Annotated in this window: 26 protein-coding genes; 12 read left to right on the top strand and 14 right to left on the bottom strand. The window is 53.2% G+C overall.

The window, feature by feature from the left end:
- Positions 1 to 2 precede the first annotated feature (2 nt).
- The gene (locus ON072_RS10690; RefSeq protein ID WP_045283404.1) at positions 3 to 1,526 is read left to right on the top strand and encodes a sigma-54 interaction domain-containing protein; all 1,524 of its coding nucleotides are present in this window, start codon (positions 3 to 5) and stop codon (positions 1,524 to 1,526) included.
- A gap of 161 nt (positions 1,527 to 1,687) precedes the next feature.
- Here the strand turns inward: ON072_RS10690 and ON072_RS10685 are convergent, their stop codons facing one another.
- Together ON072_RS10685 and ON072_RS10680 are read right to left on the bottom strand one after the other, a co-directional pair.
- Positions 1,688 to 2,455, bottom strand: coding sequence for an outer membrane protein OmpK (locus tag ON072_RS10685; protein WP_045283403.1), 768 nt, complete (start codon positions 2,453 to 2,455; stop codon positions 1,688 to 1,690).
- A gap of 144 nt (positions 2,456 to 2,599) precedes the next feature.
- Positions 2,600 to 3,772 (bottom strand): porin, encoded by a 1,173-nt coding sequence (locus ON072_RS10680; protein ID WP_025010504.1) that lies wholly within the window; start codon positions 3,770 to 3,772, stop codon positions 2,600 to 2,602.
- 525 nt (positions 3,773 to 4,297) lie between these two features.
- Here ON072_RS10680 and ON072_RS10675 point away from each other — a divergent pair.
- Complete coding sequence (locus ON072_RS10675) at positions 4,298 to 4,489, top strand: DUF4250 domain-containing protein (RefSeq protein WP_025010503.1); 192 nt, start codon at positions 4,298 to 4,300, stop codon at positions 4,487 to 4,489.
- Positions 4,490 to 4,499: 10 nt separating this feature from the next.
- On the opposite strand, the gene ON072_RS10670 is transcribed toward ON072_RS10675, so the two are convergent.
- The 4 genes from ON072_RS10670 to ON072_RS10655 form a co-directional block, all read right to left on the bottom strand.
- Positions 4,500 to 6,536, bottom strand: a complete 2,037-nt coding sequence (locus ON072_RS10670) for a DNA topoisomerase III (RefSeq protein ID WP_190535613.1) — start codon at positions 6,534 to 6,536, stop codon at positions 4,500 to 4,502.
- A 187-nt stretch (positions 6,537 to 6,723) separates the two neighbouring features.
- Positions 6,724 to 7,098, bottom strand: a complete 375-nt coding sequence (locus tag ON072_RS10665) for a hypothetical protein (protein ID WP_025010502.1) — start codon at positions 7,096 to 7,098, stop codon at positions 6,724 to 6,726.
- 106 nt (positions 7,099 to 7,204) lie between these two features.
- Positions 7,205 to 7,579, bottom strand: coding sequence for a VOC family protein (locus tag ON072_RS10660; RefSeq protein ID WP_025889506.1), 375 nt, complete (start codon positions 7,577 to 7,579; stop codon positions 7,205 to 7,207).
- A 67-nt stretch (positions 7,580 to 7,646) separates the two neighbouring features.
- The gene (locus tag ON072_RS10655) at positions 7,647 to 7,991 is read right to left on the bottom strand and encodes a hypothetical protein (protein ID WP_045283402.1); all 345 of its coding nucleotides are present in this window, start codon (positions 7,989 to 7,991) and stop codon (positions 7,647 to 7,649) included.
- Between the two features lie 325 nt (positions 7,992 to 8,316).
- Here ON072_RS10655 and ON072_RS10650 point away from each other — a divergent pair, with 325 nt between their 5' ends.
- The 3 genes from ON072_RS10650 to ON072_RS10640 all read left to right on the top strand — a co-directional run bounded on the left by ON072_RS10650 (position 8,317) and on the right by ON072_RS10640 (position 11,239).
- A complete protein-coding gene (locus tag ON072_RS10650; protein WP_025889504.1) occupies positions 8,317 to 8,544 on the top strand; it encodes a hypothetical protein in 228 nt (75 codons plus the stop codon).
- A gap of 26 nt (positions 8,545 to 8,570) precedes the next feature.
- Positions 8,571 to 10,808, top strand: a complete 2,238-nt coding sequence (locus ON072_RS10645; RefSeq protein ID WP_190535611.1) for a TonB-dependent receptor — start codon at positions 8,571 to 8,573, stop codon at positions 10,806 to 10,808.
- 107 nt (positions 10,809 to 10,915) lie between these two features.
- Complete coding sequence (locus ON072_RS10640; protein WP_052657999.1) at positions 10,916 to 11,239, top strand: hypothetical protein; 324 nt, start codon at positions 10,916 to 10,918, stop codon at positions 11,237 to 11,239.
- Positions 11,240 to 11,319: 80 nt separating this feature from the next.
- On the opposite strand, the gene ON072_RS10635 is transcribed toward ON072_RS10640, so the two are convergent.
- The 3 genes from ON072_RS10635 to ON072_RS10625 form a co-directional block, all read right to left on the bottom strand.
- A complete protein-coding gene (locus ON072_RS10635) occupies positions 11,320 to 11,871 on the bottom strand; it encodes an AAA family ATPase (protein ID WP_144132052.1) in 552 nt (183 codons plus the stop codon).
- A gap of 134 nt (positions 11,872 to 12,005) precedes the next feature.
- The gene (locus tag ON072_RS10630) at positions 12,006 to 12,431 is read right to left on the bottom strand and encodes an HIT family protein (RefSeq protein ID WP_261752446.1); all 426 of its coding nucleotides are present in this window, start codon (positions 12,429 to 12,431) and stop codon (positions 12,006 to 12,008) included.
- A gap of 92 nt (positions 12,432 to 12,523) precedes the next feature.
- Entirely contained in the window at positions 12,524 to 14,323 is a 1,800-nt protein-coding gene (locus ON072_RS10625) for an acyl-CoA dehydrogenase C-terminal domain-containing protein (protein WP_261752445.1), read from the bottom strand.
- A 205-nt stretch (positions 14,324 to 14,528) separates the two neighbouring features.
- Here ON072_RS10625 and ON072_RS10620 point away from each other — a divergent pair, with 205 nt between their 5' ends.
- The 7 genes from ON072_RS10620 (at position 14,529) to ON072_RS10590 (ending at position 23,917) form a co-directional block, all read left to right on the top strand.
- Positions 14,529 to 15,377, top strand: a complete 849-nt coding sequence (locus tag ON072_RS10620) for a D-hexose-6-phosphate mutarotase (protein ID WP_107111192.1) — start codon at positions 14,529 to 14,531, stop codon at positions 15,375 to 15,377.
- Between the two features lie 23 nt (positions 15,378 to 15,400).
- The gene (locus ON072_RS10615) at positions 15,401 to 19,033 is read left to right on the top strand and encodes a YdbH domain-containing protein (protein ID WP_274626049.1); all 3,633 of its coding nucleotides are present in this window, start codon (positions 15,401 to 15,403) and stop codon (positions 19,031 to 19,033) included.
- A 20-nt stretch (positions 19,034 to 19,053) separates the two neighbouring features.
- Entirely contained in the window at positions 19,054 to 19,245 is a 192-nt protein-coding gene (locus ON072_RS10610) for a YnbE family lipoprotein (protein WP_037475381.1), read from the top strand.
- Between the two features lie 30 nt (positions 19,246 to 19,275).
- Positions 19,276 to 19,596, top strand: coding sequence for a YdbL family protein (locus ON072_RS10605; protein WP_039033385.1), 321 nt, complete (start codon positions 19,276 to 19,278; stop codon positions 19,594 to 19,596).
- Between the two features lie 277 nt (positions 19,597 to 19,873).
- Positions 19,874 to 21,031, top strand: coding sequence for an MFS transporter (locus ON072_RS10600; protein ID WP_107004669.1), 1,158 nt, complete (start codon positions 19,874 to 19,876; stop codon positions 21,029 to 21,031).
- A gap of 60 nt (positions 21,032 to 21,091) precedes the next feature.
- Positions 21,092 to 21,505, top strand: a complete 414-nt coding sequence (locus ON072_RS10595; protein ID WP_107004668.1) for a DUF7079 family protein — start codon at positions 21,092 to 21,094, stop codon at positions 21,503 to 21,505.
- Positions 21,506 to 21,865: 360 nt separating this feature from the next.
- Positions 21,866 to 23,917 carry a TonB-dependent receptor gene (locus ON072_RS10590; RefSeq protein WP_117200615.1) on the top strand — a complete coding sequence of 684 codons (2,052 nt, stop codon included), beginning with the start codon at positions 21,866 to 21,868 and terminating at the stop codon, positions 23,915 to 23,917.
- Positions 23,918 to 23,984: 67 nt separating this feature from the next.
- Here the strand turns inward: ON072_RS10590 and ON072_RS10585 are convergent, their stop codons facing one another.
- The 5 genes from ON072_RS10585 to ON072_RS10565 all read right to left on the bottom strand — a co-directional run bounded on the left by ON072_RS10585 (position 23,985) and on the right by ON072_RS10565 (position 26,769).
- Positions 23,985 to 24,872 carry a tetratricopeptide repeat-containing protein gene (locus tag ON072_RS10585; RefSeq protein ID WP_261752443.1) on the bottom strand — a complete coding sequence of 296 codons (888 nt, stop codon included), beginning with the start codon at positions 24,870 to 24,872 and terminating at the stop codon, positions 23,985 to 23,987.
- Positions 24,873 to 24,929: 57 nt separating this feature from the next.
- The gene (locus ON072_RS10580) at positions 24,930 to 25,337 is read right to left on the bottom strand and encodes a PaaI family thioesterase (RefSeq protein ID WP_261752442.1); all 408 of its coding nucleotides are present in this window, start codon (positions 25,335 to 25,337) and stop codon (positions 24,930 to 24,932) included.
- Between the two features lie 92 nt (positions 25,338 to 25,429).
- On the bottom strand, positions 25,430 to 25,771 hold the full coding sequence (locus ON072_RS10575) for a hypothetical protein (protein ID WP_261752441.1): 342 nt from the start codon (positions 25,769 to 25,771) through the stop codon (positions 25,430 to 25,432).
- A 134-nt stretch (positions 25,772 to 25,905) separates the two neighbouring features.
- Positions 25,906 to 26,331: a DUF6559 family protein gene (locus tag ON072_RS10570; RefSeq protein ID WP_096141227.1), complete on the bottom strand. Its 426-nt coding sequence runs from the start codon at positions 26,329 to 26,331 to the stop codon at positions 25,906 to 25,908.
- 6 nt (positions 26,332 to 26,337) lie between these two features.
- Positions 26,338 to 26,769 (bottom strand): hypothetical protein, encoded by a 432-nt coding sequence (locus tag ON072_RS10565; RefSeq protein ID WP_071238403.1) that lies wholly within the window; start codon positions 26,767 to 26,769, stop codon positions 26,338 to 26,340.
- Positions 26,770 to 26,771: the final 2 nt, after the last annotated feature.

The raw sequence follows: 26,771 nt of genomic DNA, 5'->3' as shown, positions 1-26,771 counted from the left end.
CAATGGAAAAACACTTTTATTACGAGTGTACCAGGCGGCTCTGCAGTAGCCTGCAGTTGGAAACCTCGCTTAAACACTACTTCGACTATGTACGTGACTCAGTGCCACTCGATGGCCTGTTCATTAATATTTATCGAAAAGAATTCAATGATATACAATTTATCGCCCAGGCCAGCGAAACGCAGGCAAGCACGCTTGATGTCCAGGTTTCCCTCCCTGAGGGACTGGCCAAAACACTGGAAGATCCCGATAGGCCGAGGGTGAGGATTGTTAACGACATTGATCATGATCCCGTGACATCCCAGGTTGCCCCCAAGGTGATCCCCGGGATCCGCTCACTGGTCATTTTACGTATGTCGATGGAAGATACCCATTTGGGCATAGTAGGCTTTTACTCCAAGAGTGCCGGCACCTTCCGCCCCCGACACGCAGATATGTTGGCGCCGCAGATGAGCACCTTTGCCCTGATCACTGCCCTCAACCTCAGAGGCCGTAATCTGCTGCTGGAAAATCAGGCGCTGGCCAAACAAAACGTTAGCCTCAAACGCACGCTGGATGTGCAAAACGGTGTGGTCGGTGCCAACTCAGGGCTGAAACAGGTGATGCAACAGGTGCAATCCATTGCTCATCTCAACACCACAGTACTGATGCTGGGGGAAACCGGTTGCGGAAAAGAGGTGATTGCCAACGCCATTCATGAACTCTCGGCCAGGGCCGGCAAACCCTTTGTCAAAGTCAACTGCGGCGCCATTCCCGAGACCCTTATCGACTCAGAGCTGTTCGGTTATGAGAAAGGCGCCTTTACCGGCGCCGAATCGCGCAAGGCCGGGTATTTTGAACAGGCCAACGGCGGCACCATCTTCCTCGATGAGATAGGTGAACTGCCACTCTCGGCTCAAGTGAGACTGCTGCGGGTACTGCAAAACAGCACCATTACCCGAGTCGGTGGCCATGAACAGGTACACCTGAACATCAGAGTGATAGCGGCAACCCACAGGCACCTGCAAGCCATGGTGCATCAGGGGGATTTTCGTGAGGATCTCTGGTATCGGCTGGCGGTATTCCCGATAGACATCCCCTCTTTACGCCAGCGGCGCACAGATATCCCTCTGTTGGTGCAGCATTTTATTGAACAGCTGAGCGCCCGATTCCAGTTGCTCAAACTGCCCTGTATCCGCCCTGAGCAGTTGGCCATTCTCAGTCAGTACAATTGGCCCGGCAATGTCAGGGAGCTGATCAATGTGCTGGAGCGGGCCATCATTCAAAACCCGGCCGGACCACTGGACTTCAGTTTCCTGGCGCCGCAAACCGAAGCCGTGGCCACCGCCAGCGGCCAGACCATAGTGGTCGACCCCAGCCATGCGGGCAATCAACTGGTACCGCTGGAAACCATGACCCGTAAATACATAGAGCACGCCCTTAAAGTGACCGGCGGCAAGCTCTACGGCCCCGGTGGTGCTGCCGAGCTGTTGGATATTAACCCCAATACTCTACGCAGCAAGATGAAAAAACTGGGGATCGTTTAGAAACAGGACATGGCAAACGACTCTGGGCAGGAGCAAGCTCATTCCGACGGGGAAAAATAACATAAAAGGCCGAAAGTCATCACTTTCGGCCTTTTTATTGCACCTTGCTGCCGTTGCATCTTGTCGCATCGACGGACTTGAAAGCGCATATAGCAGTGGCGTTAAAAAGCGTAGCGCAGCGAGAAGCTGTACTCCAGGCCATCGTTGGGTGCAGTGCCCCAACTCTTGTAGTGCGTCAGTTGCAGCTTGAGACTCAAGTCTTGTGCCAATGGGCCGGAAACAGCGGCAAACAATTGATGACCATAATCGTCGTCATAACCAAAGACAGCCGCATGCTCGCGGTCACGGCCAAAAGCCGCAGTATAATCCAGGTTTAATTTCCAGCCCTTGGGGAGCACTGGCAAATCGTAATAACTGTTGCCATTGAGCACCACGCCGGATAACCCTGAGTAATCTTTATCGGTCAGATTGGACTGACTCACAGTATAATGCCCCGCCAATCCCAGGTTGAAACGCAGCGCGCCGCAGTCAAAATGCTGCTTCAAGCCGAGATAAAAATTATCCTCGGTCAGATGCTTATGGGTGCCGAGAAAGTTTTGCAGCCACAGGGCGGTACGCTCTTCGTTGAGCCGATAATGCCAAACCGTCAATGACTTGAAGGCGACCCGTTTATCCGCCACCCATTTACCGGGGTTTTCCACCTTGAGCATCTGATAAAAAGTGTTGCGCTCGTCACGACTGAAATGACTGAGCGCCACAAAGCTTTGGTTGAAAGCCCCGGGATTATCGTCACGGGTAGCACTCGTAAACCCCAGATATCCGGCTTCTATTTGAGTCGATGCGCCGGCATCAGTCATGCCAAAACCGCCAAGCAAGGTAACGGCCAACCCGACTATTTTACTATTGAGTTTCATCTTTTCCTTGTTCAATCAGAGTCTCCTTCAGCACCCTGGACTTATGTCCGTGATGGCATCTAGTTTCCCTTGCCCAATGCAATGGATAAGCTCGTGAATAAAGTGAATAAAAAAAAGGCCACCCTAAGGTGGCCTGTGCAGGGAAATACAGGGAGCCCCTTAGAAGAAGTAACGGATACCTACCGCATAGTTGTTGTCCTGCAGATCTTCCCAGGACTTGTCATCCATGCTGCTGAAGTCAATCTTGGCTTCGGCATACATCACAGTGTCACGGCTGTAACGGTAGTGCAGACCCAGAACCGCAAACTGGCGGGTCCAATCGCCTTGGATGGCGGTGTTGGCATCTGTGTCCAGATCCTGATAGCTCAGCAACAGAGAAGGAACAAAGCCGTTGTCATACTGGTAAGCAAGGATGAATTCGCCGCCGGTGGAGTCGTACAGGCTGCCGCCAACCAGTTCGTTCTGCTTGCTCTTGTGAGCGTTGAAGCCCACGTACAGACCATCGGCGTCACGGCCTGGAGCATACTGGTAGAAGCTGCCGTACTGGGCACCGATACCGACGATCTGGTTGGTATCATCAACGGCAACACCGGCCAGGTTGCCTTCAAAGTCGCCACGGTTGAAACCGGCCAGAACCTTGAACTTATCGGTCACATAGTAAGTCACGCTGGCACCATAGCTGGAGTCAAAGCTCAGCTCAGAGCCATCGTTCAGAGCGGCGCCGTTTTCGTCAAACAGGGCGACATCGTCATTTTGCTTGGAAGCATACTGCAGGGCGATATGCAGCTTGCCGAAGAAGGTATTGCGATACTGGAAGGCTGCATCGGCACGACCGGCACCGGTCAGGCCACCGTCACCAAAGGTGTAGGCACCTACAGACCAACCTGTGAAGGCATTGAGCACGTCGGTAGTGTAAGCCACATCATAGTATGCACCCCACTGCTTACCGAAAGTCAGAGTACCCCACTTATCATGAGCCATACCCACATAACCCAAGCGGTTGAACAAGAAGTCACTGTTCTTCTCGGCACGCATCTGACCGCCGCCCTGGCCTTGGGTGTAGATCAGGCCGTCATCGCTGGTCACCATGTTGATGCCCCACTCTGTGTGGGCAAAGGCACGCCAGCCGTTACGCTCCTGACGGTCAAAACGGAAACCTACGCGAGAGAAGTTATCAATAACAGAGGTTTCATGACCATCATTGAAGGCAGCAAAACCCAACCAACCTATCATGTTCACACTGTTGGTCTGATCGTTATACAGTTCCACAGCCTGAGAAGCGCCACTCGCCAGCATAGCCGGGATCATAAGTGCCAGGATCTTCTTGTTCATATTCATTACCCTTTTATAAGTAAAACGCGTTTAATACGCTGATTTATTAGACATATTTCTATGTGTTACTCGAGGGCTGCAGTTTGCGTGCCAGCTGTTAAAAAGCCAATCCCAACCCCTGGTTTCCTGAGCTGGATCGACAAATCGTGAAATATCGTGGTTGGCGGGCGTTAAATGCCGTGAGAAGAATTAAATATCGTTGTAACAAGCGAGCAGTTTATGCAGCAAAAGAGATGCATGCGTATCGACAAGAGCCGAGTTTACTGCCACACAGGCAAGAATAACGGTTTGATTTTTATACAGTTAAAGCTAACTCGGTTCGAATCATCACGAATGCTTGATGTAACAAGAGTTGATAAAGAAGGGGGGGGATAAAACAAAGGCAAAACCGCCGAGAATAGAAAATGAAATTGCTTTATTAAGATATTGATTTTATGAAACTTTAAATATATTCAGGCAAGATTTGCAACCCAAGCCAACTCTATTGCATTATGAAACAGTCAACCGCTGACACCTGGAGGGAATATGGAAAGCCTGCAACATCTGCCCGCCGAAATACTGCTGGGCATAGTCAATGAGAAACTGAGACTGCAATGCCCGGACAGAGATGCGCTTTATTACGAGCTTGACCTGTCACCTGCCCAGCTCGAGCATAAGCTCAGTGCGCTGGGATACGAGTACCATGCCCTGTCCAACCAATACCGACGCTTGAAATAACCCCAAGTTCTCAGGACGTTGCGGACTGGGCTTTGGTTTTGCTCTTGGTCGCTGAGCGATAGCTACGCTTGCCGGTGCCGGTCTTAACGCCAGTGCTCTTCTTGGTGCTTGTGCCCTTGGGAGCACCGGCCTTGCCGGCATAAGCGCCACTGCGACGTTTACGTCCTTTGAAGCCTGTACTTTTCACGCCACTCAAGGCCGTAGGCAGTTGTGCCTTGGCCTGCTCAATAAGCTCGCCCAGTTTAGCCGTCAAGGGCTGCATAAAGGCCTGATATTTAAGTTCACGGCGACAAATCGCATCCAGGCTACTTTCCCACAGCGCCGTCATATCCGGCGTGGTGGCCACTTCAGGCAGGCTTTGAATAAGCCCGCTACCGGCCTCGGTAGCCAAAATACTCTTGCCCTGACGTTTCAAAAAGCCACGTTTAAACAAGAGTTCAATGATCCCGGCGCGGGTCGCTTCTGTGCCCAACCCATCGGTTTCCTTGAGGATTTTGCGGATCTCTGGGTCTTTCACATAGCGGCTTATTCCTGTCATCGCCGCCAGCAGTGTGGCATCGGTAAAATGCTTGGGGGCCTGGGTCATCTTCTCCACTAATTCACCCTTAAGGCAATCCAGTATCTGCCCCTGAGTCAGCTCAGGTAAGCTGGTTTGAATATCTTCCGCTTCATCGTCGGCTTTTTGTTTGCCAAACAATTGCTTCCAACCCTGTTTCAATGGCTGTTTGGCCTTGGCCATGAAGCAACCTCCAACAATGTCGATCACAGCTCGGGTTTCAAGGTACTCATAATTAGGGTAAAACTGCGCCAAATACTGACGGGCAATCTGCAAATACACCTGACGCTCACGCTGTGACAACACACCGAGGTTAGCCGTCTTTTCCGTAGGCACTATCGCGTGATGGGCGTCCACCTTGGCATCATTCCAGGCCTTGGACTTAAGGGCGGGATTGGGCGCTTCACAGCCTTGCAGCAGTTCTGCCGCCCCTTGGGTAATGGCATTCAAGACTGTCGGGGCCAGCTGTAACTGCGCCTTGGGCAGGTGACGGCTATCGGAGCGCGGATAGGTTATCAATTTATGCCGTTCGTACAGGGACTGCGCCGTATCCAGCACCTCTTTGGCGCTCATACCGAAGCGTTTGGCGCAATCAATCTGCAGCGCAGACAGACTGTAGAGCAAAGGCGGTGCCTGGTGTCTTTGCTTGCGCTCCAGCTCATCTACCCGGCCGGGTTGGCCGGTGATCCTGCCGACCACATTCATCGCCAAACCGCGGGAGAGCACCCGCCCCTCCTCATCCATCCAAGGTTGACAGGCCTCACTGGGCTGCCAGCGGGCGCTGAAACAGCTCCCCTCTTGGGTGCTAAGATGGGCCAGTACTTCATAAAAAGGTTTGGGCACAAAGGCCGCGATTTCCAGGTCGCGCCGGACAACCAAACCAAGCACAGGGGTTTGCACCCGACCGACCGACAGCACGCCCTGATAGCCCACCTTGCGCCCCTGCAGGGTATAGGCACGGGTCATATTCATGCCGTAGAGCCAATCGGCTCGGCTACGCGCCAGTGCCGAAGTCGACAATGGCACAAACTCGCGGTTGCTGCGCATCTGCCCCAGGGCGCGTTTTACCGCCTGCGGGTTGAGATCGCTTATCAACAAGCGTTTAACCGCTGCCAACTTATCGCCCTTGACCCCAAGATGGGCAATCACTTCATCCACCAACAACTGCCCTTCCCGGTCCGGATCGCCGGCATTGACTAACTCCCTGGCCTGCTTGACCAATTTACGCAAGACACTGAGTTGGCCGCGACTGCTGGCTTTGGGTTTAATCTGCCAATCGGACGGGACAATAGGCAGATGTTCCAACTGCCAGGACTTGTAGGCGGGATCGTAAGCATCCGGCTCTGCTTGCTCCAGCAGATGACCTATACACCAGGAAACACAATCTCCGTTGCCAAGCTCGATATAGCCCTCATGTTTGCGATGGGGTTTGGGGAGCACCTCGGCGATGGCGCGCCCAAGGCTGGGCTTTTCGGCGATATAGAGGATCATCCACTGCGTCCTTTGGCTGTCACTGAACAGTATTACTGGATAAAATTACAGTAATTCTAGCCAAGTCATCTGTCGGCTGCAAACCCTCTGTGGGTAATGGCATGATTAACTAAGCTTGATTGGGCAAAGTTGATAGAACAAGGCGATTGAACAAGGCAACTAAACAAAGCAACTAAACACAGCGCAGCTATCTATTTTCCTCCTCAAGCTCCGCCAGGAATTCTTCACTTACCCAGTCAGCCGTTTCGGGAAGGACTTCTTCTGACAACCAGGAAAAAATATCCTTGTACACGGCCCTGGCCGGAAAACCTTGCTGTTCGCGCTTTCCTGTCCAGGTTAAATGGACAGAGACCAGCTCTTTTTGTATTTCGCCGTCAATCACTTTAAACCCAGCCACGCTGTCATTGTCTTGCCGCCTGGCGATGGGATAGAAGTCCTCCCCGGTTTCTTTTTGGTATTCCATTCTCAGCCCGGGTCCGCCGGGTTCATCGATAAACCACCAAGGCATGAGTCCTGCAAATTTATGCGCTTTCAACCAGTAATACTCTATGGGTAACTGCATCTGCTTAATTCCTTATTGGCCCGACGCTCTGCCCCGGGGTAAAAGCAATTCACCTGGATTTACCATAGTTAAATCAATGGGTTATTTAAGTAAAATCATCCACTATTCAATTTGAAGTTAGGAGTATATCCGGATCATGTTGAAGTACATTGAGCAATTTCCCAAATGGATCTCTGATATAAAAGCGGCGCACACCCCAAGGCTCTGAGATTGGCCCGTATTCAATCTCTATGTTTTGCGCTCTCAGCCGATGAAGCACCAAATCAAGATTGTCCACCTCAATAGATAGATCTGGCACCGGCGTCCCTGAGCCGCCTTCGGTCGCCAAACTGATTTGAATTTTCATCTCTTCAGCTGAGCCAAGGGTTTTAATCCAGCCATGGTCCATAACCAGCTCAAGACCAAAAATCGATTCATAAAATACTTGGCCTGCGTCCAGGTCGGCAGCGGCCACATTGGCTACGATTCGTTTCACTTTCATCAAGCAAGTCTCCTGAAATCTGCTCAAGCCGGCAACGCCGCCGATACGAAAGAGCGAGTCTGTTTTTTTAGCCTAACCATTCGCATGGCACCTGACCTTGCCGATAGCTTTGCTTTAAATAATCCAGAAACCTTGACTCCAAGCCCATGGTCCGAGCTTTCTCAATCAGCTCCAGGTCATCTGCGATATAACAGCATATCTCGTGGCAATTGGTCGCTTGGGACAATTTTATAAACAACGCTTTGCTATCAAATTTGTTATCCAAGCTGTTATCCAAGTGAGCATCAACCTCGCCTACTTGCTGATTTAAATGCACCCAAGCATTATCGAATGCCGCGTCATCCCTTTTATCCAGCAAGGCATCCAGCTCATCAGCGCGCTTTGAAAACAGATTTTCCAGTAACTTGTCCATAGTGTTGAATACAACCTTTCTCAGTATTTCCCTTTCTACCTTGCCGTAATCTATGCCCTATCAGCGGCTGAAATCAACCATGAAAGCCCGGCCGAGACTTTCCAGACCAATAGCAAGCCCCTATTTTTTCGACAGTCAAAACCAAGTGTCCCAACTGCGGTCCATCTTCAAAGTACTATTCGAAGATATCTTCACATACCCATGATTTTATTATGGAAATATTCATACCTCCATAAGCTCACTTTTCCATCACTCAGTGTAAATTCAATTGCGAACCATTCTTGTTTGCAATTAAAATGCAACATCTTTCAGGAGGCCAAATAATATGGAAACGTCCCCGCTGTTGTTGCGCTGTAACCAACTGCTTTGGTGTGAGGGATTGGTCTTGCTGGCAATCATGCTGGTATTGGCCAGTTTTGGGCTGGATGCCCGGCTGTTGATCCTGCTGTTGGCACCAGGCTTGGTGCTGTCTTTAGCCTTGGGATACCAACCCGGCAAGAAGACGCTCAGCCTGGTGTTTGCCTGCTGGGTCCCTGTCTGGTGCCTCATTTAACCCCTTGAGTTGTTTAGGAGAATGTTATGCCCAAATCCATGGTTCGGATGAGCCTTGTCGCCGCTGCTGTCAGCAGTCAATTGCTGCTGATGGGGGCCGCCATGGCCGAAGAAGCCCAGATGGAGCGCATGGTGGTCAGCGCCAACCGTACCCCTACCCAGATAAGCGAGCTCTCCAGCACGGTTTGGTTAATCGATGAAAACAGCATCCGCGAGCAGATAGACAGCGGCAAAGGCGTGAAAGAGATGCTGGCCGCCCTGGTTCCCTCCATGGACGTATCCAGCCAGGGCCGAACCAACTTTGGTCAGAACATGCGCGGCCGCGCCATGGTGGTGCTGATAGACGGCGTATCCATGAACACCTCCAGAGGGATCAGCCGTCAGTTGGACAGCATAGATCCCTTTAACATCGCCCGCATTGAAGTGTTGGCCGGCGCCTCAGCCCTCTATGGCGGTGGTGCTTTGGGCGGCGCTATCAATATAGTGACCAAAAAAGCCGCCGACAGCCAGGATACCTTTGAAGCCGAAGCAGGTTTCAAATCGGGTTTTAACGGCAGTGATGACTTGGATTACCGCGCCGCCTTTGCCGTGGCCGGCGGCAGCGATACCCTCAAGGGACGTTTCAGTGCCGCCTGGCAGGAAAATGGCCAATGGTTCGACGGCAGCGGCAATCAGGTGATGCCGGATATCACCCAAACCGGCATGCAGTACACCCAAGGTTATGATCTGATGGCCAATCTGGACTGGAGCCTACCAAACAATGCCACCCTCAGTGCCATGGTGCAGTTTTACAACAATGAGTCCGATGGCGACCACGGCCTCTATATGGGGGAAAACTTCAGCGGTGTCACCTCAGATGCTTCCCTGCTCGAAAGCCGCAAGGGATTGAATGCCGATCGCAGTCCCAAAACCGATCGTACCTTACTTAACCTCAGCTATACCCAGGCTGATTTTCTCGGCCAAACCTTGTACCTGCAAGGCTTTTATCGCAAGGAAGATCTCGACTTTCACCCCTTCCCTTACGTCAGTGAAACCCTCGGGGTTTACAACTTCTCGGCCTCGTCACAAAACACCGGCATTTATGGCCTGAAAGCCGTGTTGGAATCCAAGCCCAGCGACAGCCTCAAACTCACCTGGGGCATCGACTGGGACAAGGAGAGCTTCGACTCGGATCAGATGAGTTTTGATCTCGACGCCGCCAACCAGAGTGGCGGTTTGACCATGAAGGAGCTGTTCACCACAGGCCGATATGTCGACTTCAGTGTCGAGTCCATCGCAGCCTTCCTGCAGGGCAGTTGGGATATCAACGACTATCTGGTGCTCAACGCAGGTTATCGTTATCAGCAGATGGACAACAACGTCGATGACTTTATCGGCTATAACCAACAGGTGGCGATTGCCCAGGGTAAGGCGCCGGGAGCCGATGCTATCAAGGGCGGCAGCACCGACTACCATGTCGGCCTGGTTAACCTGGGATTGGTGGCTAAATTGAGTCGGGATCAGCAACTGTGGCTTGCCTACTCGCAGGGCTTTGAGCTACCGGATCTGTCCAAATACTATGGTCGCGGCAGCTATCAGGCCGATGCCGATGGTTATCTGCAGCTGACCAACAGCATCAATATCAATGATTCCCGCCTCGATGGCATCAAGACCGACTCCTTTGAGCTGGGCTGGCGCTATCTGGCCGACCGTTGGCAGGCCCAGGCCAGTCTGTATTATGCCATCTCGGATAAGGTGATTGAGGTCAATCGCAGCGATCTGACCATAGAAGTCAAGGACAACGATAAACGCACCTATGGCCTGGAAGCCCAGCTGAACTTCGATATCAGCAGCGCTTGGCAGGTGGGCAGCAACCTGCATCTGGTTCGCAGTGAAATCAAAAATGGCACCGACTGGATTGATGAGACAGTCACCTATGCTTCACCTTCCAAAGCCACGGCCTTTATCGCCTGGCGCGGTGACAGCCAACAGTTAAGATTGCAGGCCGAGCACAGCTTCAGCGCCGACTCTGACTATCGCTTCAAGGTAAATGATGGCCAGAGAAGTGAGCTGGACAGCTATACCACTTTGGATCTGCTCGGTTCCATCGAACTGCCGGTCGGTACCCTGAGCTATGGCATAGAAAACCTGCTTGACAAGGACTACAGCACCCTTTGGGGCCAGCGAGCCGCTTACTTCTACAGCCCGACTTACGGCCCGGAGAAGATGTTTGACTATCACGGCCGTGGCCGCACTTTTGCCATCAATTACCACCTGAGCTGGTAAATAACCTCAAAAAGCGTCGCCCCTGCGGCGCTTTTTCTCTTTTGCGCTTGTCAGCTCATCTCGGATCCCGTAGTTTGTGGCGGCCAATTTATTTACAGGGAAGTGTCATGCTACTTTTAATCGCGGCGATTATGATTGTCCTGCTGCGCCGTCTGCTCAAAGCCGATGAGCCCTTTCAGGGCTATGAATGGCTCGCGATTGTCACCTTGGCTATTTATCTGCTCTGTTACTTCTACCTGCCGCCATTTGCACCGGCAAGCAACCAGAGAATGGGGTTACTGTACGAGATGATCCCAAGCTTCAGCCTGGGCGCTATCCTCTTTCCCGAACTGGGTTCACGCTACCCTGAAAAAGTGGTTTGTGTTTTGGGCGGTCTTGGACTGCTGACCTCTGCTGTGATATTGGCAATATTCAAACTGAGCGTTTGGTAGGGTCGGCCCGGGGATTAAACCGGAACCTCTGGTTGAATGGCTGGGAAACAGAAAGTAACGGAGAAAATGTGAGCGACGGCTTAAGGCGTTTGCAGTGCCTCGCCTACCTTGGCTAAAATGAAACCGGCTCTCTTCGCAACCGACCATTTGGGAACTTCAATTAACTCATAACCGAAAGCCTCATAGGCTTTTTGCATCTCATGATAAGTCGCCACCGCTACACTGAAGTCCTGCTTACGTTCCATATCATTGGCGTAAATGGCTTGCCAGGGCGGAAAGATGAATACCCTTGGGTGATAAACAAGCTCACGGCAATGACTCAGCAAACTCTCGGGAATAGTTAAGTTCTCAAGCAGGCTATAACCGTAGGAATCCAGCATACTGCGGTCAAAGAAGATAATGCCGTCATCGCCACTGAAAGCTTGATAACGCGCCAGCTCTTCATCAACCATGGCATCACGAAAAGCGCTCTTGTCATCCCAGGGCAGTGCCCTTCCAGCTTGCGCCAGTTGAGCCTTTATCACCTTACGGCCGACTTCCGGCGCACTCGGATAACCCAAGCTTTGCAAAAAGTCGATGACAGACGTCTTGCCTGAACCCGGCCCACCGGTAAATATAATGCGATTATGCAATCAAACCTCTCTTTGCTTATCAACGGCAAACAGACTTTAAGCTGATTGAGATTTTATGCCGCTAAAACCAATCCCGCTTCAGATGGCACTAATAGCAAACAACCGCCAAGAGGCGGTTGTTTGGGGGGAACAACTCAAGATTCGATACAGGCGCGAATTCTGTCGGCTATGGTGTGCAGCTCATCCATATCCCCCTGATGGGCCGCGTGCTCCATCAGGCCTTTAAGCGGGCCGAGCAGCACATGGAAATGTACATGGGGCACACTCTGACCGGCGGCGCTGCCGTTGTGTTGGAACACAGTGGAGCCCGGGATCCCCATGGCCTTTTCCACTGCCTTGCCCATCAGTTTGACGGTACGCATGCAGGCCGCCGCCGCTTCATCAGACAACTGATACAGGGTCACTGCCGGCTCTTTGGGCAACACCAATAAGTGGCCCTTGGTTTGCGGCATGATATCCATGAAAGACAGAGTATGCTCGTCTTCATAGAGTTTGATACAGGGCAACTCGCCGCGAAGAATGCGAGCGAAAATATTGTTGTTGTCGTAATTCAGATCCATCTTGTCACTCCATACTGACGAACCGATTGGCTTGGAAGCTATTGGTGTACCACAAAAAAGGGCCGGTTGCACCGACCCTTTGGTATTGAAGCTTAGCCGAAGTAACTGTCGTCGAAGGCCATGATGGATTCACTGGCCGCGGCGATTTGACGCCGATAGCCACTGGCGCTGCTGACATAGTAGTCCATAAAGAAAGCCGCTGAGGCCAGTTTGCCGGCATAGAAACCGTCGGCATCATCAGCCAGCCCATCGAGCGCCAGCTCGGCCATCCGCGCCCAGATCCACGCCAGCGCAGCTGTGCCAAACAGCTGCATATAAGGCATGGAGGCCGCGCCCAGGTTGTCGGGATTTTTCATCGCCAACTCCATCAGGCTCTGAGTGCCGCGCTGCAGATCCGTTGCCGCCTGGCCCAAACCTTCGAGCACCTTGGCAAACCTGGGATCTTGAGCGGCCTTGGGTTTGGCGCCTTCGATAAAGGCCTCCACCTCTGCGGCCCAGAGTTTCAGCGCCGCGCCCTTGTCACCCATCAGCTTACGCCCCACCAGATCCAGCGCCTGCACGCCATTGGTACCTTCATAAATCATCGCGATACGGGCATCACGGACAAACTGCTCCATCCCCCACTCATGGATATAACCATGGCCGCCAAACACCTGCTGGGCATCGACACAGGCGCTGAAGCCTCTATCTGTGATAAAGCCCTTGACCACAGGAGTAAACAGCGCCGCCAACGCCTTGGCTCTGGCCTTTTGTTCGGCATCCTGATGGCGCTCGGCTTCATCGAGCCACAGCGCCTGCTGGCCGATAAGGGCGCGGGCGCCCTCATTGAAGACTTTTTGCGACAACAGCATCCGCCGCACATCACCGTGCACCAGAATAGGATCGGCATTTTGCTCCGGCGCCTTGGTACCGGACAGTGCCCTTCCCTGAACCCGCTCTCTGGCGTAGGCCAGCGCGTTCTGATAAGCGATTTCAGAGACGCCCAGCCCCTGAACCCCAACGCCCATGCGCGCCTGATTCATCATGGTGAACATGGCTCTGAGGCCTTGATGGGGTTCGCCCACCAACTCGCCTTTGGCGCCGTCGAACAACATCACACAAGTGGAATTGCCGTGAATGCCCATCTTATGCTCGAGGCCGCTGGCCTTAACATTGTTGGCCTCGCCCAGGCTGCCATCTTCCTTGACCCAATACTTGGGCACGGCGAACAAACTGATCCCCTTCACTCCGGCCGGGGCATCGGGCAACCTGGCCAAGACCAGGTGCACTATATTTTCGGCCAGATCGTGATCGCCACTGGAGATAAAGATTTTCTCACCGCTGACAAGATAGCAGCCGTCAGTGCTGGGCTCGGCCTTGGTGCGCAGCAGCGCCAGATCGGTACCGGCATGGGATTCGGTCAGATTCATGGTGCCGGTCCACTCGCCGCTCACCAGTTTGGGCAGATATTTGGCCTTCAGCGCCTCGGAGCCATGGGCAAAGATGGCGCTGTAAGCACCGTGGGTCAGCCCGGGATACATGGCAAAGGCCATGTTGGAGGAGGTCTGCATTTCGGTGGCAAAGATACCCACCACTTCCGGCAGGCCCTGGCCGCCGAACTCGGGATCACAGGTCAGCGTTGGCCAGCCGTTATCCACATACTGGCGGTAGGCATCGATAAAGCCCTCGGCGGTTTTCACCCCGTCTGCTTCCAGACGACAGCCCTGCAGATCGCCGACACTGTTGAGCGGTAGCATCACCCCAGTGCTGAAATCGGCCATGCCTTCGAGAATGGCATTGACCAACTCAGGGTCGATTTCATCGAACCCCTGCAGCTTTGGCTGCTGATAAATATCCAGTAACTGTTCAAGAATAAAGCGGTAATCCCGCATCGGCGGCTGATAACTTGCCATATGCTTATTTCCTTTTCCCTGTGATTGATGTCTCACCTTAGCCAATTCTGAGTAAAAACTCAGCACCTCTGACCAGTTTTATATCACTTTTTTTGAATACAAGAACAGCGCTCTGCGTAAATTCGCTTGAACAGCCCCTTATCTCGGGCTGTAAAACTTTGTAAGCTAGGGGCATTATCCTGTTCGCCCGCTAAAGGAATCCTGCATGGCCAGCGTCAACACCCGCAAACACCCCAATGGTCTGGACTATATCGAAATCGATACCCCACTCTGCTACGGCCGTATTTTTTTACAGGGTGCCCAGATAGACAGCTTTGTGCCCAAGGGCAAGGCGCCGCTGCTGTGGGTTTCTCCTGCCGATGACTATCTGCCGGGCAGTGGTATTCGCGGCGGTATTCCCGTCTGCTGGCCCTGGTTTGGCATGCATGCCAATGAGGGCTGGCCCCAGCATGGCTTTGCCCGCACCCGGCTGTGGCAACTTGAGCGAACTCATATCAGTAATGAACGGGTAGAGCTGAGCTTTGTCCTTAAACTCAGCGACGAGGACAAAGGTTACTGGCCCCACGATACCGAGGTGCGACTGGACTTTGTCCTCAGCGACAGCCTCAGGGTCAGCCTGATTAACCGTAACTTGGGTGAGCAGAGCGTGACGCTGACCCAGGCACTGCACACTTATTTCCCCATCGGCGATATCCACCAGCTGCGCGCCACAGGCTTTGCCGGCAGCCAATATATCGAGTTTGGTGAAGGCCCATATGCACAAGTCGAGGACGAAGTGCGCTTTGAGCGCGAGACCGACCGGGTTTACACCGGCTTGTCCGAGCTGCAAAAGCTGCATACCCCCAACGGCACGATTCTTGTCAGCCGTGAGCAGAGCCACTCGGCAGTACTTTGGAATCCCTGGATAGACAAGTCCAAGCGGCTGGCCCGTTTCCAAGAGCAGGATTACCTGTCCATGGTCTGCCTGGAAGCCGCCAATGTGCTGGAAGATAAACTGGTGCTAGGCCCCAAACAGAGCCACACTCTGACCACAGAAATCCGCTGGCAGGAGTGAGCGGCCAAGGCCGGGAAACACCAATGAGGTATCGACTCCCAAGCAAGAAACGCCTGACGGTATGGGCTGTTGGCCTGTTGCTTCTGCTGGTGCTGCTTCCGGGTGCCCTGCTGATGGGGCTGGCTTGGTCCCTGTATGAAAGGCCGCATTGGCTGCTGCCGCATCTCAATCAATATCTGGCTGCGCAAGATATTCGTATCGACGAGTTGCGCCTGGCGCCTGAAGGCTGGGACAGACTAAGCTTCGATTATCTTAAGCTTGATTACCAGGGCAGCGAGCTTGAGTTTCATCAACTCAGGCTCCAGCTCAAATCGCCTGTCAGTGCAAAACGGATTTGGCAATTGCTGACAGGCGAGGCATCGACGCCGCCTGGCTCCACCGACTGGTTGATGGCGCAACTTCAAAAAGTCAGCTATCGAGACGCCGGTTTTAGTTTGACGCCTGCGCTACTCTTGCCCGGCGGTGATGCTGGCGGTCAGAGTCTGGCGCTGGACTTGAACTCTGTGCCCGAAATAGCCCTGGGGCCGACCCGAATAAGCCTGCAACCCAAGGCGGGCGTATCCGATACGCCCAATACGTCGCTGACCTTGGATAAGGCAGGTAAAACCCCAAGCTTTACTCTGCTGCTGCAAAAGTTGCAGCTCAGCCCTTCCGGGCAACTGGTCACTGAGCTGGCCACCTGGTTACAAGGAGGGCAACAAGAGGCTCATTCAGGAACTCAAACAAGACAAGAGACGCCCCTGCTGGCATTAACCGCCGACTTGAAAGCCAAACTCGCCAACGGCGCCCCCGCCTGGCGATTGACCAGTCATCTGCATCTCAAAGCGCTGCAACAGGCGCTGGCAAGTGTTGAGCAGGACCCGACCGCAGCGCCCCTCATCAGTGCCTTTAAACTTGATGAAATATTGAATGTCGAGCTGATGCCGAGCCTTGGCGGAGATCTCTTCTCGCAACTGACTCTGGATTTGACCCAAGGCAACATAGACTCGCGCCATTGCTGGTCGGCGCCGACTATTGCCATGCCAGGACTCGAGCAAGTGGCGCTTGAGATAACGCCGCTGCCTCTGGAAGCTAAGGCACACAATTCATTGACCGATAGCCCTCTGTGCCCAAGTTCCAACGCTGCTGCCAGTTTCAGTGCCAAGGCTGAGGCTGAGGCTGAGGTTAAGGATAGTGATGGCGCGGGGTTGCGCTTTCGCTTTTCGGGCTCCACCAGCGAGCAGATTTTTGAGCTGGCGCCGCTGAGACTTACGCTTTCAACCACTCCGGCTCAGCGCCAAGCGCTGCTTGCCTTGCTCGCAGCAACATCCACATCCGCACAAACATCAGCAACCAAGGCCGCGGAACTCGAATCGCAATTGGCGCAGCTGCAGCAAGTCTTGGCGCAAGAGCCAGCTGAAAAAAAACAAGTAAAACCCCTTATCGCCGCAATTGAGCTGGCGCTTGATCAGGGCCTCGACGCCGAGCTCAAACCCGCCAAGGACAATGATACAAAAGGCAATGAGACATCCATGCGAGTGTCGCTGCCGAGTCTGACAGTGCGGCCGCTACTGCCTGCCCTGATGACAGAGAAGCAGCAAGCGTCGTTCGGTACGCCAATTAATCGGCCAAGTGTTGCGAAACTGAGCCCGGCAGCGCTCAGTAGTGGCGAGCGGCCGAGTTTGCTGCTGACCCTTGAAAACCTGCAATTGCAACTGCCAAAGGCCACAGGAGCACAGCGAGACACTTCTGTTTCTTTGCCGCAAAGCGCCAAGCCTCAAGGGTTAAATTCGCCGGGCTCTGGTTTATCAAGCTCTGGCTTCTCAAGCTCTGGTTTATCAAGCTCTGGCTCATCAGGCTCAAGCTCACCAAACTCAAAGCCCTTGTCGGCCGAGCAGCGACTCGAACTGGCGCTGCAACAGGCCATTCAAGGGCTGCAACTCAGCCTTGAGCAGTTGCCACTGGAACAAGCAAGCACAGACTGGCGCCTTGAAGCCTCCCTGCCGAGCGGTTTTCGTTGGCAGTCGGCTGCTGCTGAATTGCAACTCAATGAGGGCGCCTCACTCAATAAGGGCGCATCAATGGCGCTTAGCGGTAAGCTGGCACTGGAGCCGACAAGCGAAGGGCAACAACTGAACTTCAGCCTCGCGGCCAATCCCGGGTTCAGCACTGGCGCCATTCAAGCCGGTATAGAGGATAAAAGTATCCAACTCTCGGGCTTTAAGTTGTCACTGCTGGACCCGCTCAGTGGCAGCTTCAACCAAGGCAAACTTAAGCTGTCTTTGCCCGCGGTCAGCAGCCAGCTGGGTGAATTGCAGGCTAAAAGCGGGCCGCTGGCACTGTCGATTGCCCAAACCTCGCTCCTGAGCCCCGGGCTCAGTCGAACCCTGGATGCCAACCTAAATCAAAAACGGCACTTGCCACTCTTGAGCCAACTCTTGGATGAGCGTTTTGCCAGTCGTCTGAATCTGGCCTTCGATGGGCTCAACTTAAGCCAAACCCGGCATACCAAGCTCGGCCCTCGCACCGAAACCCTGCTCAATCTGGGCTATGGCAGCTTCAGCCAAACCATTGACTGGCAGGATAACCGTCTTATCAGTGAAGAAAACTGGCAACTGGATAATATCCCGCTTCACAGCCGCCACGACTTTATGCCCATCTGGCCCAAGCGGGCCAAAGATCCGCTTGGCTACCGCTTGAACAGTCGCTGGACCCTGGATACGGATCTCGCGGATATCAAGGCGCTGGCGGCCAAGAACCTGCCCTTGCCTCCTGAGTTGGTACTCAGGGGCGAGACCCATATGATTGCCGACCTCAAGCTCGAAGGGCTTGGACGAGCGTTGCAATTGCAACTGGATTTCAACCCGCTGCTGTCGGATCTCTCCGGCAGTATCAGTCAGTTACCATTTGACGGCGCCAACCTGTCAGCATTGTGCCGTTTGACCCTTGACAAGGAAACCAAGGCGCCGGCAGAGGCCGAACTCAACTGTCAGCAGCTCAAGGCTTCGGTACAGGCCTTCAACCCCGGAGTGCTGTTGACCAACCTGGGTTTAGAAGGCCAGCTCAGCCTGACCCCTGAACTCGACAGCAACCAAAGCACTCAAGCCAAGCTGTTGCCCGGGTTTCGGGATGCCGATATTCAGGTGCGCGGCCAAGGCGAGTTACTCAAGGGACAAATGCTGCTGCCCAGCTTCCGCTTGCGGCTCAACGCGCCATCCAATGCCTATTTGGTGTTGCAGGGCCTGAGCCTGGAAGAACTGTTGGCCATCCAACCTCAGGAAGGCATCTACGCCGACGGTATTTTCGATGGTGTCTTGCCGGTATTTATTACCGACGGCCAGGTGTCGGTCAAAGGCGGCCGCCTGGCGGCCCGTGCCCCAGGCGGACTTATCAAGGTCGGCAATAATCCGGCTGTAGCTCAAATGCGTGCTGGGCAACCCTATCTGGACTTTGCCTTTTCCACCCTCGAACACTTGCAATATTCTACCCTGGCCAGCACTTACGATATGGCACCGGATGGTGAGGCCTGGCTCAAGGTTGAAGTAAAAGGTAAGGCCGAGGGGATTGAACGCCCTATCCACTTGAACTACTCTCATGAGGAGAACATGCTGCAGCTCCTCAGGAGTCTGACCATAGGTGACAAGCTTCAAACCCAAATTGAAGCTTCCATGCAGTGAGGACACAAAAGGACATGAATGTGAAACAGATTAAATTTCTGCTGCCGCTGGCTGCAGCCTTGCTGCTGGCGTCGGGTTGTACCCCAACGGTCAAGATTGAGCCACCGGATAAGCCAATCGTTATCAACCTGAATGTGAAAATCGAACATGAAATTCGCATTAAGGTCGATAAAGAGTTGGATCAGCTGCTGACCAATGATGAACTCTTCTAAGGTGCCAGAATTCGCGAAAGGAAAACACAGATGAAAACCAAGTTGATGACCCTGACTGCCGCCCTGTTGATGAGTTTTTGCGTCTTTGCCATAGGTTTGCAGGACGCCAAGAGCCAAGGGTTGGTGGGTGAACAGCAAAACGGCTATTTGGGCGTGGTCAAATCCAGCGCCGAGGTGACGGCACTGGTTAAGGATGTCAATGCCAAACGCCGGGCACATTATGAAAAAATCGCCCGTCAAAACGGGATTTCCGTGGATGATGTTGCCAAACTCGCCGGCGCCAAGGCGATTGCTGCCGCCGACAAAGGCCATATAGTGCAGGATGCTTCCGGCAAGTGGGTTCGTAAATAACCCGTTACCCCCCCTTAATAAGGACTGGCTCAATGCTGGTCCTTTTTTATCGCTTTAACCCTTATCAAAATATTCCCCGGCCCTGACATAAGCGCAGCCCGCTTGTGTCGCTTCAAAGGTGCCCCCCACCCCGCAATTCCCGCATGGCATAGCCCCATAACAAGTTTTCATGAGCGTGGCAGCACAGACGGGTCGTAAAATCGCATTTGCTGAATTATTTCTGAACTATGACTACAGCACTATCTTTCGTCGCTTGCCACTATCCACAGGAGTCAAGATGCCACTGGCTATTCTTGCGTTGACTCTCGCCAGTTTCGCCATCGGAACCAGCGAATTTATCATTATGGGTTTAATGCCCGAAGTCGCCGGGTCACTCAATGTCAGCTTGCCTCAGGCCGGCCTGTTGGTGACCTTCTACGCCCTTGGCGTAGTATTCGGTGGCCCTGTACTGGCGATGGCTACTGCCCGGATCCCCCGCAAGCGCACCCTACTCGGGCTTATGTTACTGTTTATTGGCGGTAACCTTTGCTGCGCCTTGGCCGATGGCTATGAAACCTTGATGCTGGCTCGCGTACTGAGCGCTTTATGTCATGGCACGTTTTTTGGTTTGGCTTCCATAGTGGCTGCCGATTTGTCCCGGCCGGAAAAACGGACCCAAGCCATTGCGTTGGTCTTTATGGGCGTTACCCTGGCCAATATCCTGGGAGTGCCCCTGGGTACAGCCATAGGTCAGGCACTGGGTTGGCGCAGCGCCTTTTGGGGAGTTGCCGCAATAGGATTGTTGGCACTCGTTGCGTTGTGGTTTTACCTGCCGGCCAATCTGGTTCAGCAAAAGGTAAGGTTTAAAGATGAACTCAAGGTACTAAAGAACCGCAAAGTCCTCAGCGGCCTGGCCTTATCCGTGGTGGCCAACGCCAGCCTCTTCAGTGTTTTCACTTATATTGCCCCAACCTTGGGACAAGTTAGCGGCGCCTCTCCCAAGGAGATCACTTTGGTACTGTTTGCCTTGGGGTTGGGATTGTCTCTTGGCAGTTTGCTTGGCGGCTTTCTCGGCGACAGAAAACTTCTGCCCTCGCTCACATTCCTGAGTCTGGCGTTGATTGGCATTCTAACCCTGTTGCATTTTTGCCTCGGCAGCTTGCTGTTAACCGTGCCGCTGCTGATGCTGTGGTCAGTTGTCGGCTTTGCGCTTTGCCCCATGCTGCAGATGTTAGTGGTCAAGAGTGCCGCCAAGGCGCCTTTGTTAGCGTCAACCTTTAACCAAAGTGCCTTTAATCTGGGGAATGCCCTCGGTGCCTGGATTGCCGGGACTCTGCTGGCATTGGGCACAGGACTGAAAGAGCTTCCGTTGGCCGGGGCCTTGCTGGCGCTGATGGCTTTGCTCCTCGCCATGAGTCTGAGTTGGCGCCGCGAACCACAGGCAGCCAACACTTGATGTCGATTGCCGCTTTGGTTAACCTCACGGCACAGACTGCAGCCCCAAAGGAAGGACCCTATGGCTGAATCCCCCGCACAGATCATGCTTGAAGACGCAGAAACGCTCCACACCCGCCAGGCGGTATGGAGCGCACTGTCGGACTTGTTTCTTGATACAGATGTCGCCCTGCACTACCCCGGCATCACCCGAGTATGTGCACTTTCACCCTATTCCCTGCCGGAACTGGAGCATATTCTCTACCGCGAAGTTGCCCCTGTGTGTGGCCCCAATCTATTCGATGTCTGTGGCGAATGGGCCGGTTTCGATGAGCAGTGGCTCAAGGAGAGTATTATGTTGCAGCTCGCTACTCCTCCCGGTCTTTGGCAAAGATTGAAGCAGCGCCTGGCACAAAGAATGTTCGCCCGTTACCTGACGCCTCATTGGCAACTCTTGTCGCTGCAGATCCAAAGCCGGCGCAATAACCAACGCTAACTAGCCCTTTGAAGTCTTTAGCCGCTGAGCATTGGGCGGCAGCGGCTTCCAACGGCCAAAGTCATATTGATTCCAGTCTGACTGAGATATAGAGCGCCCCCTTTGATCCAAGCCATCGAACGTGCCCGAGCAACTTACCTTAAGCGCACTCAGATGCCAGCCCTAAAAACTGCAGTTTCATCACAGACTTATTTCGTGTATCCAATTTGTCCCTTTTACAAAAGATTTCCCTGCATTCGATCACAATTTATTAAATGATAACAATTATCACTTGCACTCATATTTGTAACAATATAAATTTGCCCCCCACTTAAAGCTTATTTTCTCAATCGCTTCATTTGTTAATCAGGACAGATACTCATGCCTAGCTACAAGTTTAAGCTCAACGCCCTGCTGCTCGCTATGCTGGCATCACCGGCCTTTGCCGACGATGCTGTCGAGCGCGGAAATCAATCAATCGAAAAAATTGTCGTTTTGGGGGAAAAGACAGAGAAATCATTGAAAGACGTGAGTTCATCTGTATCTGTCATCACCGAAGAGCAGCTTAAGACGCTGCAATACCTGTCGGTGCATGACGCCATCTCTGAAATCCCCAACCTGGTAGTGCTGTCCGGGCAGATGCCCAATATCCGCGGGGTTTCCGGTAACGGAGCCGCCACCGGCTTTAGTGGGGTTTCCGGCGGCGCCAAGACCCGGGTATCGACCATAACCGATGGAGTGGCAGAACCTTTTATGGCGGATTTGACCGGCGATACCGGCATGTGGGACATAGAGCAGATTGAAGTGTTTCGTGGTCCCCAATCCACCAGCAATGGCCGCAACAGCATAGGCGGCGCCATGTTTATCAAGACCAAGGATCCGACTTTTGACTGGCAGGGTGCCGCTCGTGTGGGTTATCGCAGTGAGAGCCAATATATAGACTCGGCCGCCGCTATCTCCGGCCCTTTGATTGAAGATGAGCTGGCCTTTCGCCTGTCGGCGCAGCATACCGATGGTGAAACTTACGCCAACCCTGTTATCCATGAAGCTAACCCGCCTGGCTTTGATCTGAATAAGCTCAACACAGACAGAATAAGAGCCAAACTCCTGTGGGAGCCCGCTGCCATTGACGGCCTCAAGGCCATGCTCAGCTATTCCAAAAACCATGAGCGCGGCAATACGGGACGGCAGTACTTCAGTGGTGACGATCCCTGGAAGTATCAGCCCATCAATCCCAGAAACATGGACACTGAATCCGATACCGGCAGCATCAAGCTGGACTACAGGATCAGTGACAATTTCTCGGTCGACTTCTTGCTGGCCAGAATGAACTACAACTGGGTGATGGATACCTATGACAAGGATCCTGCTACCGAGCAAGTGGTGAGTATGGAGGAGTCCAACACCACGGCTGAAACCAAGCTGCATTTTGGCCTTAACAGCGAACTCTACAGCGGCTTTATCGGCCTCTACTATTTCAAGCGCGATCAAGACTTCAACAGTATCGGCGGTTCGGTTTATCGCGGCGACGACAATAGTGACTCCAAAGCGGTTTTCGGCGAATTTACCTATAACTTCACCGATGACTTCAGGATCACCGCCGGAGGCCGGGTCGAACGGGAATCGCAGCTACGTAATTTCTGGATGAAGCAGCCGCAAACGCCCATAGAAGATACCCTGGACAACAGCAAGACCATCAAGTTGCCCAAGCTGGTGCTGCAATACGATATCAATGCCGAGACCACAGTCTCCTTAAGCGGTCGCCGTGGTTACAACGCCGCCGGTGCGGCGATAGGCTTTCCGGAGAATGAGTTCTACTTCTACGATGAAGAGTACGTTAACGCCTATGAACTTGGGCTGAGAACCAGCCTGGATGGCGGTAATATCAACCTGAGCGCCAACCTGTTCTACAACGACTACGACGGATATCAGGCCACAGGTTCTGCCAGACGGGTTATCAACATGGACAAGGTGATTACCTATGGTGCTGAGTTTGAAGCCTCAGCCATGGTGACCCGGGATCTGCGCCTGCACGGCGGCCTTGGGCTGTTGAGTTCGGAAATCAAGGAACCTGGAGAAGGATATGCCTCTGCCAAGGGCAATGAACTGGATTCGGCCCCCTCAATGACCGCCAATCTCGGTGCCCAGTATTGGCTGACAGATCAGCTTACCTTCAGTGTCTCCGCCAACTATGTCGGTGAGTACTATGGTGACTTTGAGAACACAGAGGAACGAGTTGCCGGTGACTATGTGCTGGCACGTATGTCGCTCAATTATGAGACAGACAACTGGATCTTCAACGCCTTCGTCAACAACGCCTTTGATGAGAAAGCCGTGTTGAGCCGCTCTCCGGCAGCCCGTAACTACCCTGATGGCTATGCGGCGATAGTCGATCCCCGTAACTTTGGGGTCTCTGTCACCTACCAGTTTTAGTCTTAGATAAGCCAAAAGGCTCCCAAGGGAGCCTTTTTAATTTTATTGAAGCCCCTTTGACCAAGGGTTACGGCTTCCAAGCCGTTTCATGACTGAGTCTCACGCGGCGATCATCCCCTAAGTGCGTTAAACACAAGGCGGAAAACTCGCTTTGCCAACGGGTAAGCTCAAACCCATAGCGTTCTTGAAAGGCCTGAGTCTCAAAGTACATGGAATAGGCATAGTTTTGATACAGCATCAATCCAGGCAGCACTTGGCCAGCCTGCAGATACTCCCTGGATGCCGCCAGCATGATGGGATAGTTGTCGTTATGCTTTTCACCGCCGAATCCCGGCTTAAAGCCATCGAGCCGGCGGATGAAGGGATCATCTTCAAGATAAGTTTGCAACTGCACCTGGCTGAGCATTCTCATTACGCCATCGGAGGGGATGCCGAAGGCCCAATTACTGTGAAACGCCCGTAGAGCAGCATGAGCCGCCAGTTCATTTCGCTCCAAACGCCTTAACTGTGATGCCAGTGCAAACCAATAGTCACCCACTTCCGGCAGTTGCTCGCAGGCCTGCTGCAGTAAAACAATGCCTGCCTCAATATCGTCCTGCTTGGCTGGCCCCTTCTCTGCTCCACGAAAAAACGCCTTGGCGCTCTGAACCAACATTGGCGCAAAGTCTGCGTCTTGCGGCTCTTCATCGCCACGCTCCCAGTCGTTGGCTTCGAGCCAGGCAACAAATTTACCGGCGCCGGAACAGGCCGGTACCAACTTGGCCTCATCGTGCCACATGTCACAGACAATCGGCGCCTCTGTCTCCCGGCCCAAGGGCCAATAGAGCCCAAAGTAATCACCGTTGCCGAGCTCGGCATCGAACAGAGGCAGAAAGCCCAATGAAGGATAGGGTCCCATGGGCTGCTCGTCCGCAGCAAAAGGTGATAATAGATTGATTTCAGGAGGAATATGCATGATGCGACATCTCTATCAGCGCGGAGGAAAACAACTGTTTTTGAATGGGGTTAGAGGCTAGCTCGCCGGCGGAATGGAATAAGTGCCCACGGCATGGGCCACCAGGTCGCTGTGTCCGTTTGAAAACACAGACACCTCGGCAATCGCCAGTGATTTACCCAGTTTCAGCAGCCTACAATCGGCGACAATGTCACACTCGGCACTGGGTTTACGCAGGAAGTTGATATTCAGGTTAGTGGTTACCGCCAGCGGCACTATGCCTATTTCCCCCAGCAAGGCGACATAGATGGCAATATCCGCCAGCTCCATCATGGTCGGCCCTGAGACAGTACCACCGGGGCGCAGGTGCGCCTGAGTTATCGGCTTACGCACTCCGGCCGACTTATCTCCCAGATGTTCAATCACAATGCCGCTATGTGGCAGCTCATAGTTAATAAAAGCTTGCAGCTCGGCGATAGTCACCATCTAAACCTCCTTGATTGTTAGGCCACTCGTTGCGGGTATCAATGGGCATGGGTATTACTTGGACATTGGCAGCCTCTGGTTTAGCTGCCCTTCTACTCCTGTTTGGTCGTGGGCTTTGATACCACTTTTGATTGTTGCCGACGTTTAAGCTCCCGCCCCTGAAGGGTGAATATCGACCAGACCAACAACAAAGGCAGCATTGGGACTATCCCCCAAAGCAAATCCACAGAACTTGCCACCAAGGTGTATTTAAGCTGATATACCGGCACCAACACCCAAAGGGGATAGCTGTAAAACAACCGTCGCACCAGACGCATAGACAAACTGCGACGCAGCTCGGCGCCGGGAAGCGAGGCAAACATCAAGGCAAACCAGCCCAAAACGCCCGTCAGCAGTGCAAAACCCAGCACAAGCTGGATCAATAGTTCCGGCATTGCCCTCTCCCTGAGTATAAGCTTCTAACCCTTTTGCCCGATTTACAGTGCTGACCGGAGCTCTCCTGTCAGCCAGGAGTGGTCATCGCAGAAGCAAAGGCCAAGCGCCCACGACCAGCTCGCTCACTTTCAGCTTAATCACTGCCAGAATCACACCCTAGTTCCACAGCGGCGGTTTCCGCTGCACTATGGTCTGTGCTGGCATCATGCAGGCTCGTGATAGAAAAATCCTGTGGCCGGCCAAAGGTAACCTCCGCAGCTTCCCTTCTCAGTTGCCCATAGTCCGGCTCACTGGAACCTTGGGCGATGGAAGTTTGCATCGAAATGCGGGAAAACTCGGCCGGTGAGCAGTACATGGCATAGGCATAATATTCGTTGGTCGAAATCTTGCCATTGCTGTCACCGTCTCTGGCCGGACGCCTGAGCTTTTGTCTGATTAAGGCCCTTTCCAGCTGATTTCTGGAGTAATATCTCTTCTTGCCATAATGCTTTAGCAAATCCCTGGATAGCTTACGGGCATATTGCCTTATCTTTCGTTTTCGAAACAGATGGGCAAACATAAGAACTCACTCTGCTTGGCTCGCTTCTCCAATATGCCGCTTTGTGCTCAGAGCCTGATTGGAGCCCACTTGCCGAGCGGCACCAAAGAACAGATATGGCGCGGCAAATAAGTTAATGATTAAACTGTAAAACAGCGGCAACAAGGCCACGCCCAAACCGGCCATGATGGTTTCGGCGCCGCCTAAGCTTTGCATCAAAACCCGCAGCAAACCGTAAATAAACATAAGCCCGGCGGCCAACCAGCATACTTTGATGGCACCCCGTAATTTGGCGCGCCTTGTCGCAGCCAAAGGGGTAAACCAACAAGCCAGGGCGGGCGCAATAACGCCAAGCATGGAGGGGAAATCGATAAACATGGCCCAGTGCGCCGACAAAACCAGCTTGCCAAGCGTGTACAAACAGACCAACCAGTAGACTATGACTGCTGCCCGGTTCAATT

It is taken from the genome of Shewanella sp. K8 (genome assembly GCF_028823715.1).
Classification (GTDB): Bacteria; Pseudomonadota; Gammaproteobacteria; order Enterobacterales; family Shewanellaceae; genus Shewanella; species Shewanella algae.
Note: the sequence above shows the minus strand (reverse complement) of the source record. Positions and strands in the feature narration are given on the sequence as shown.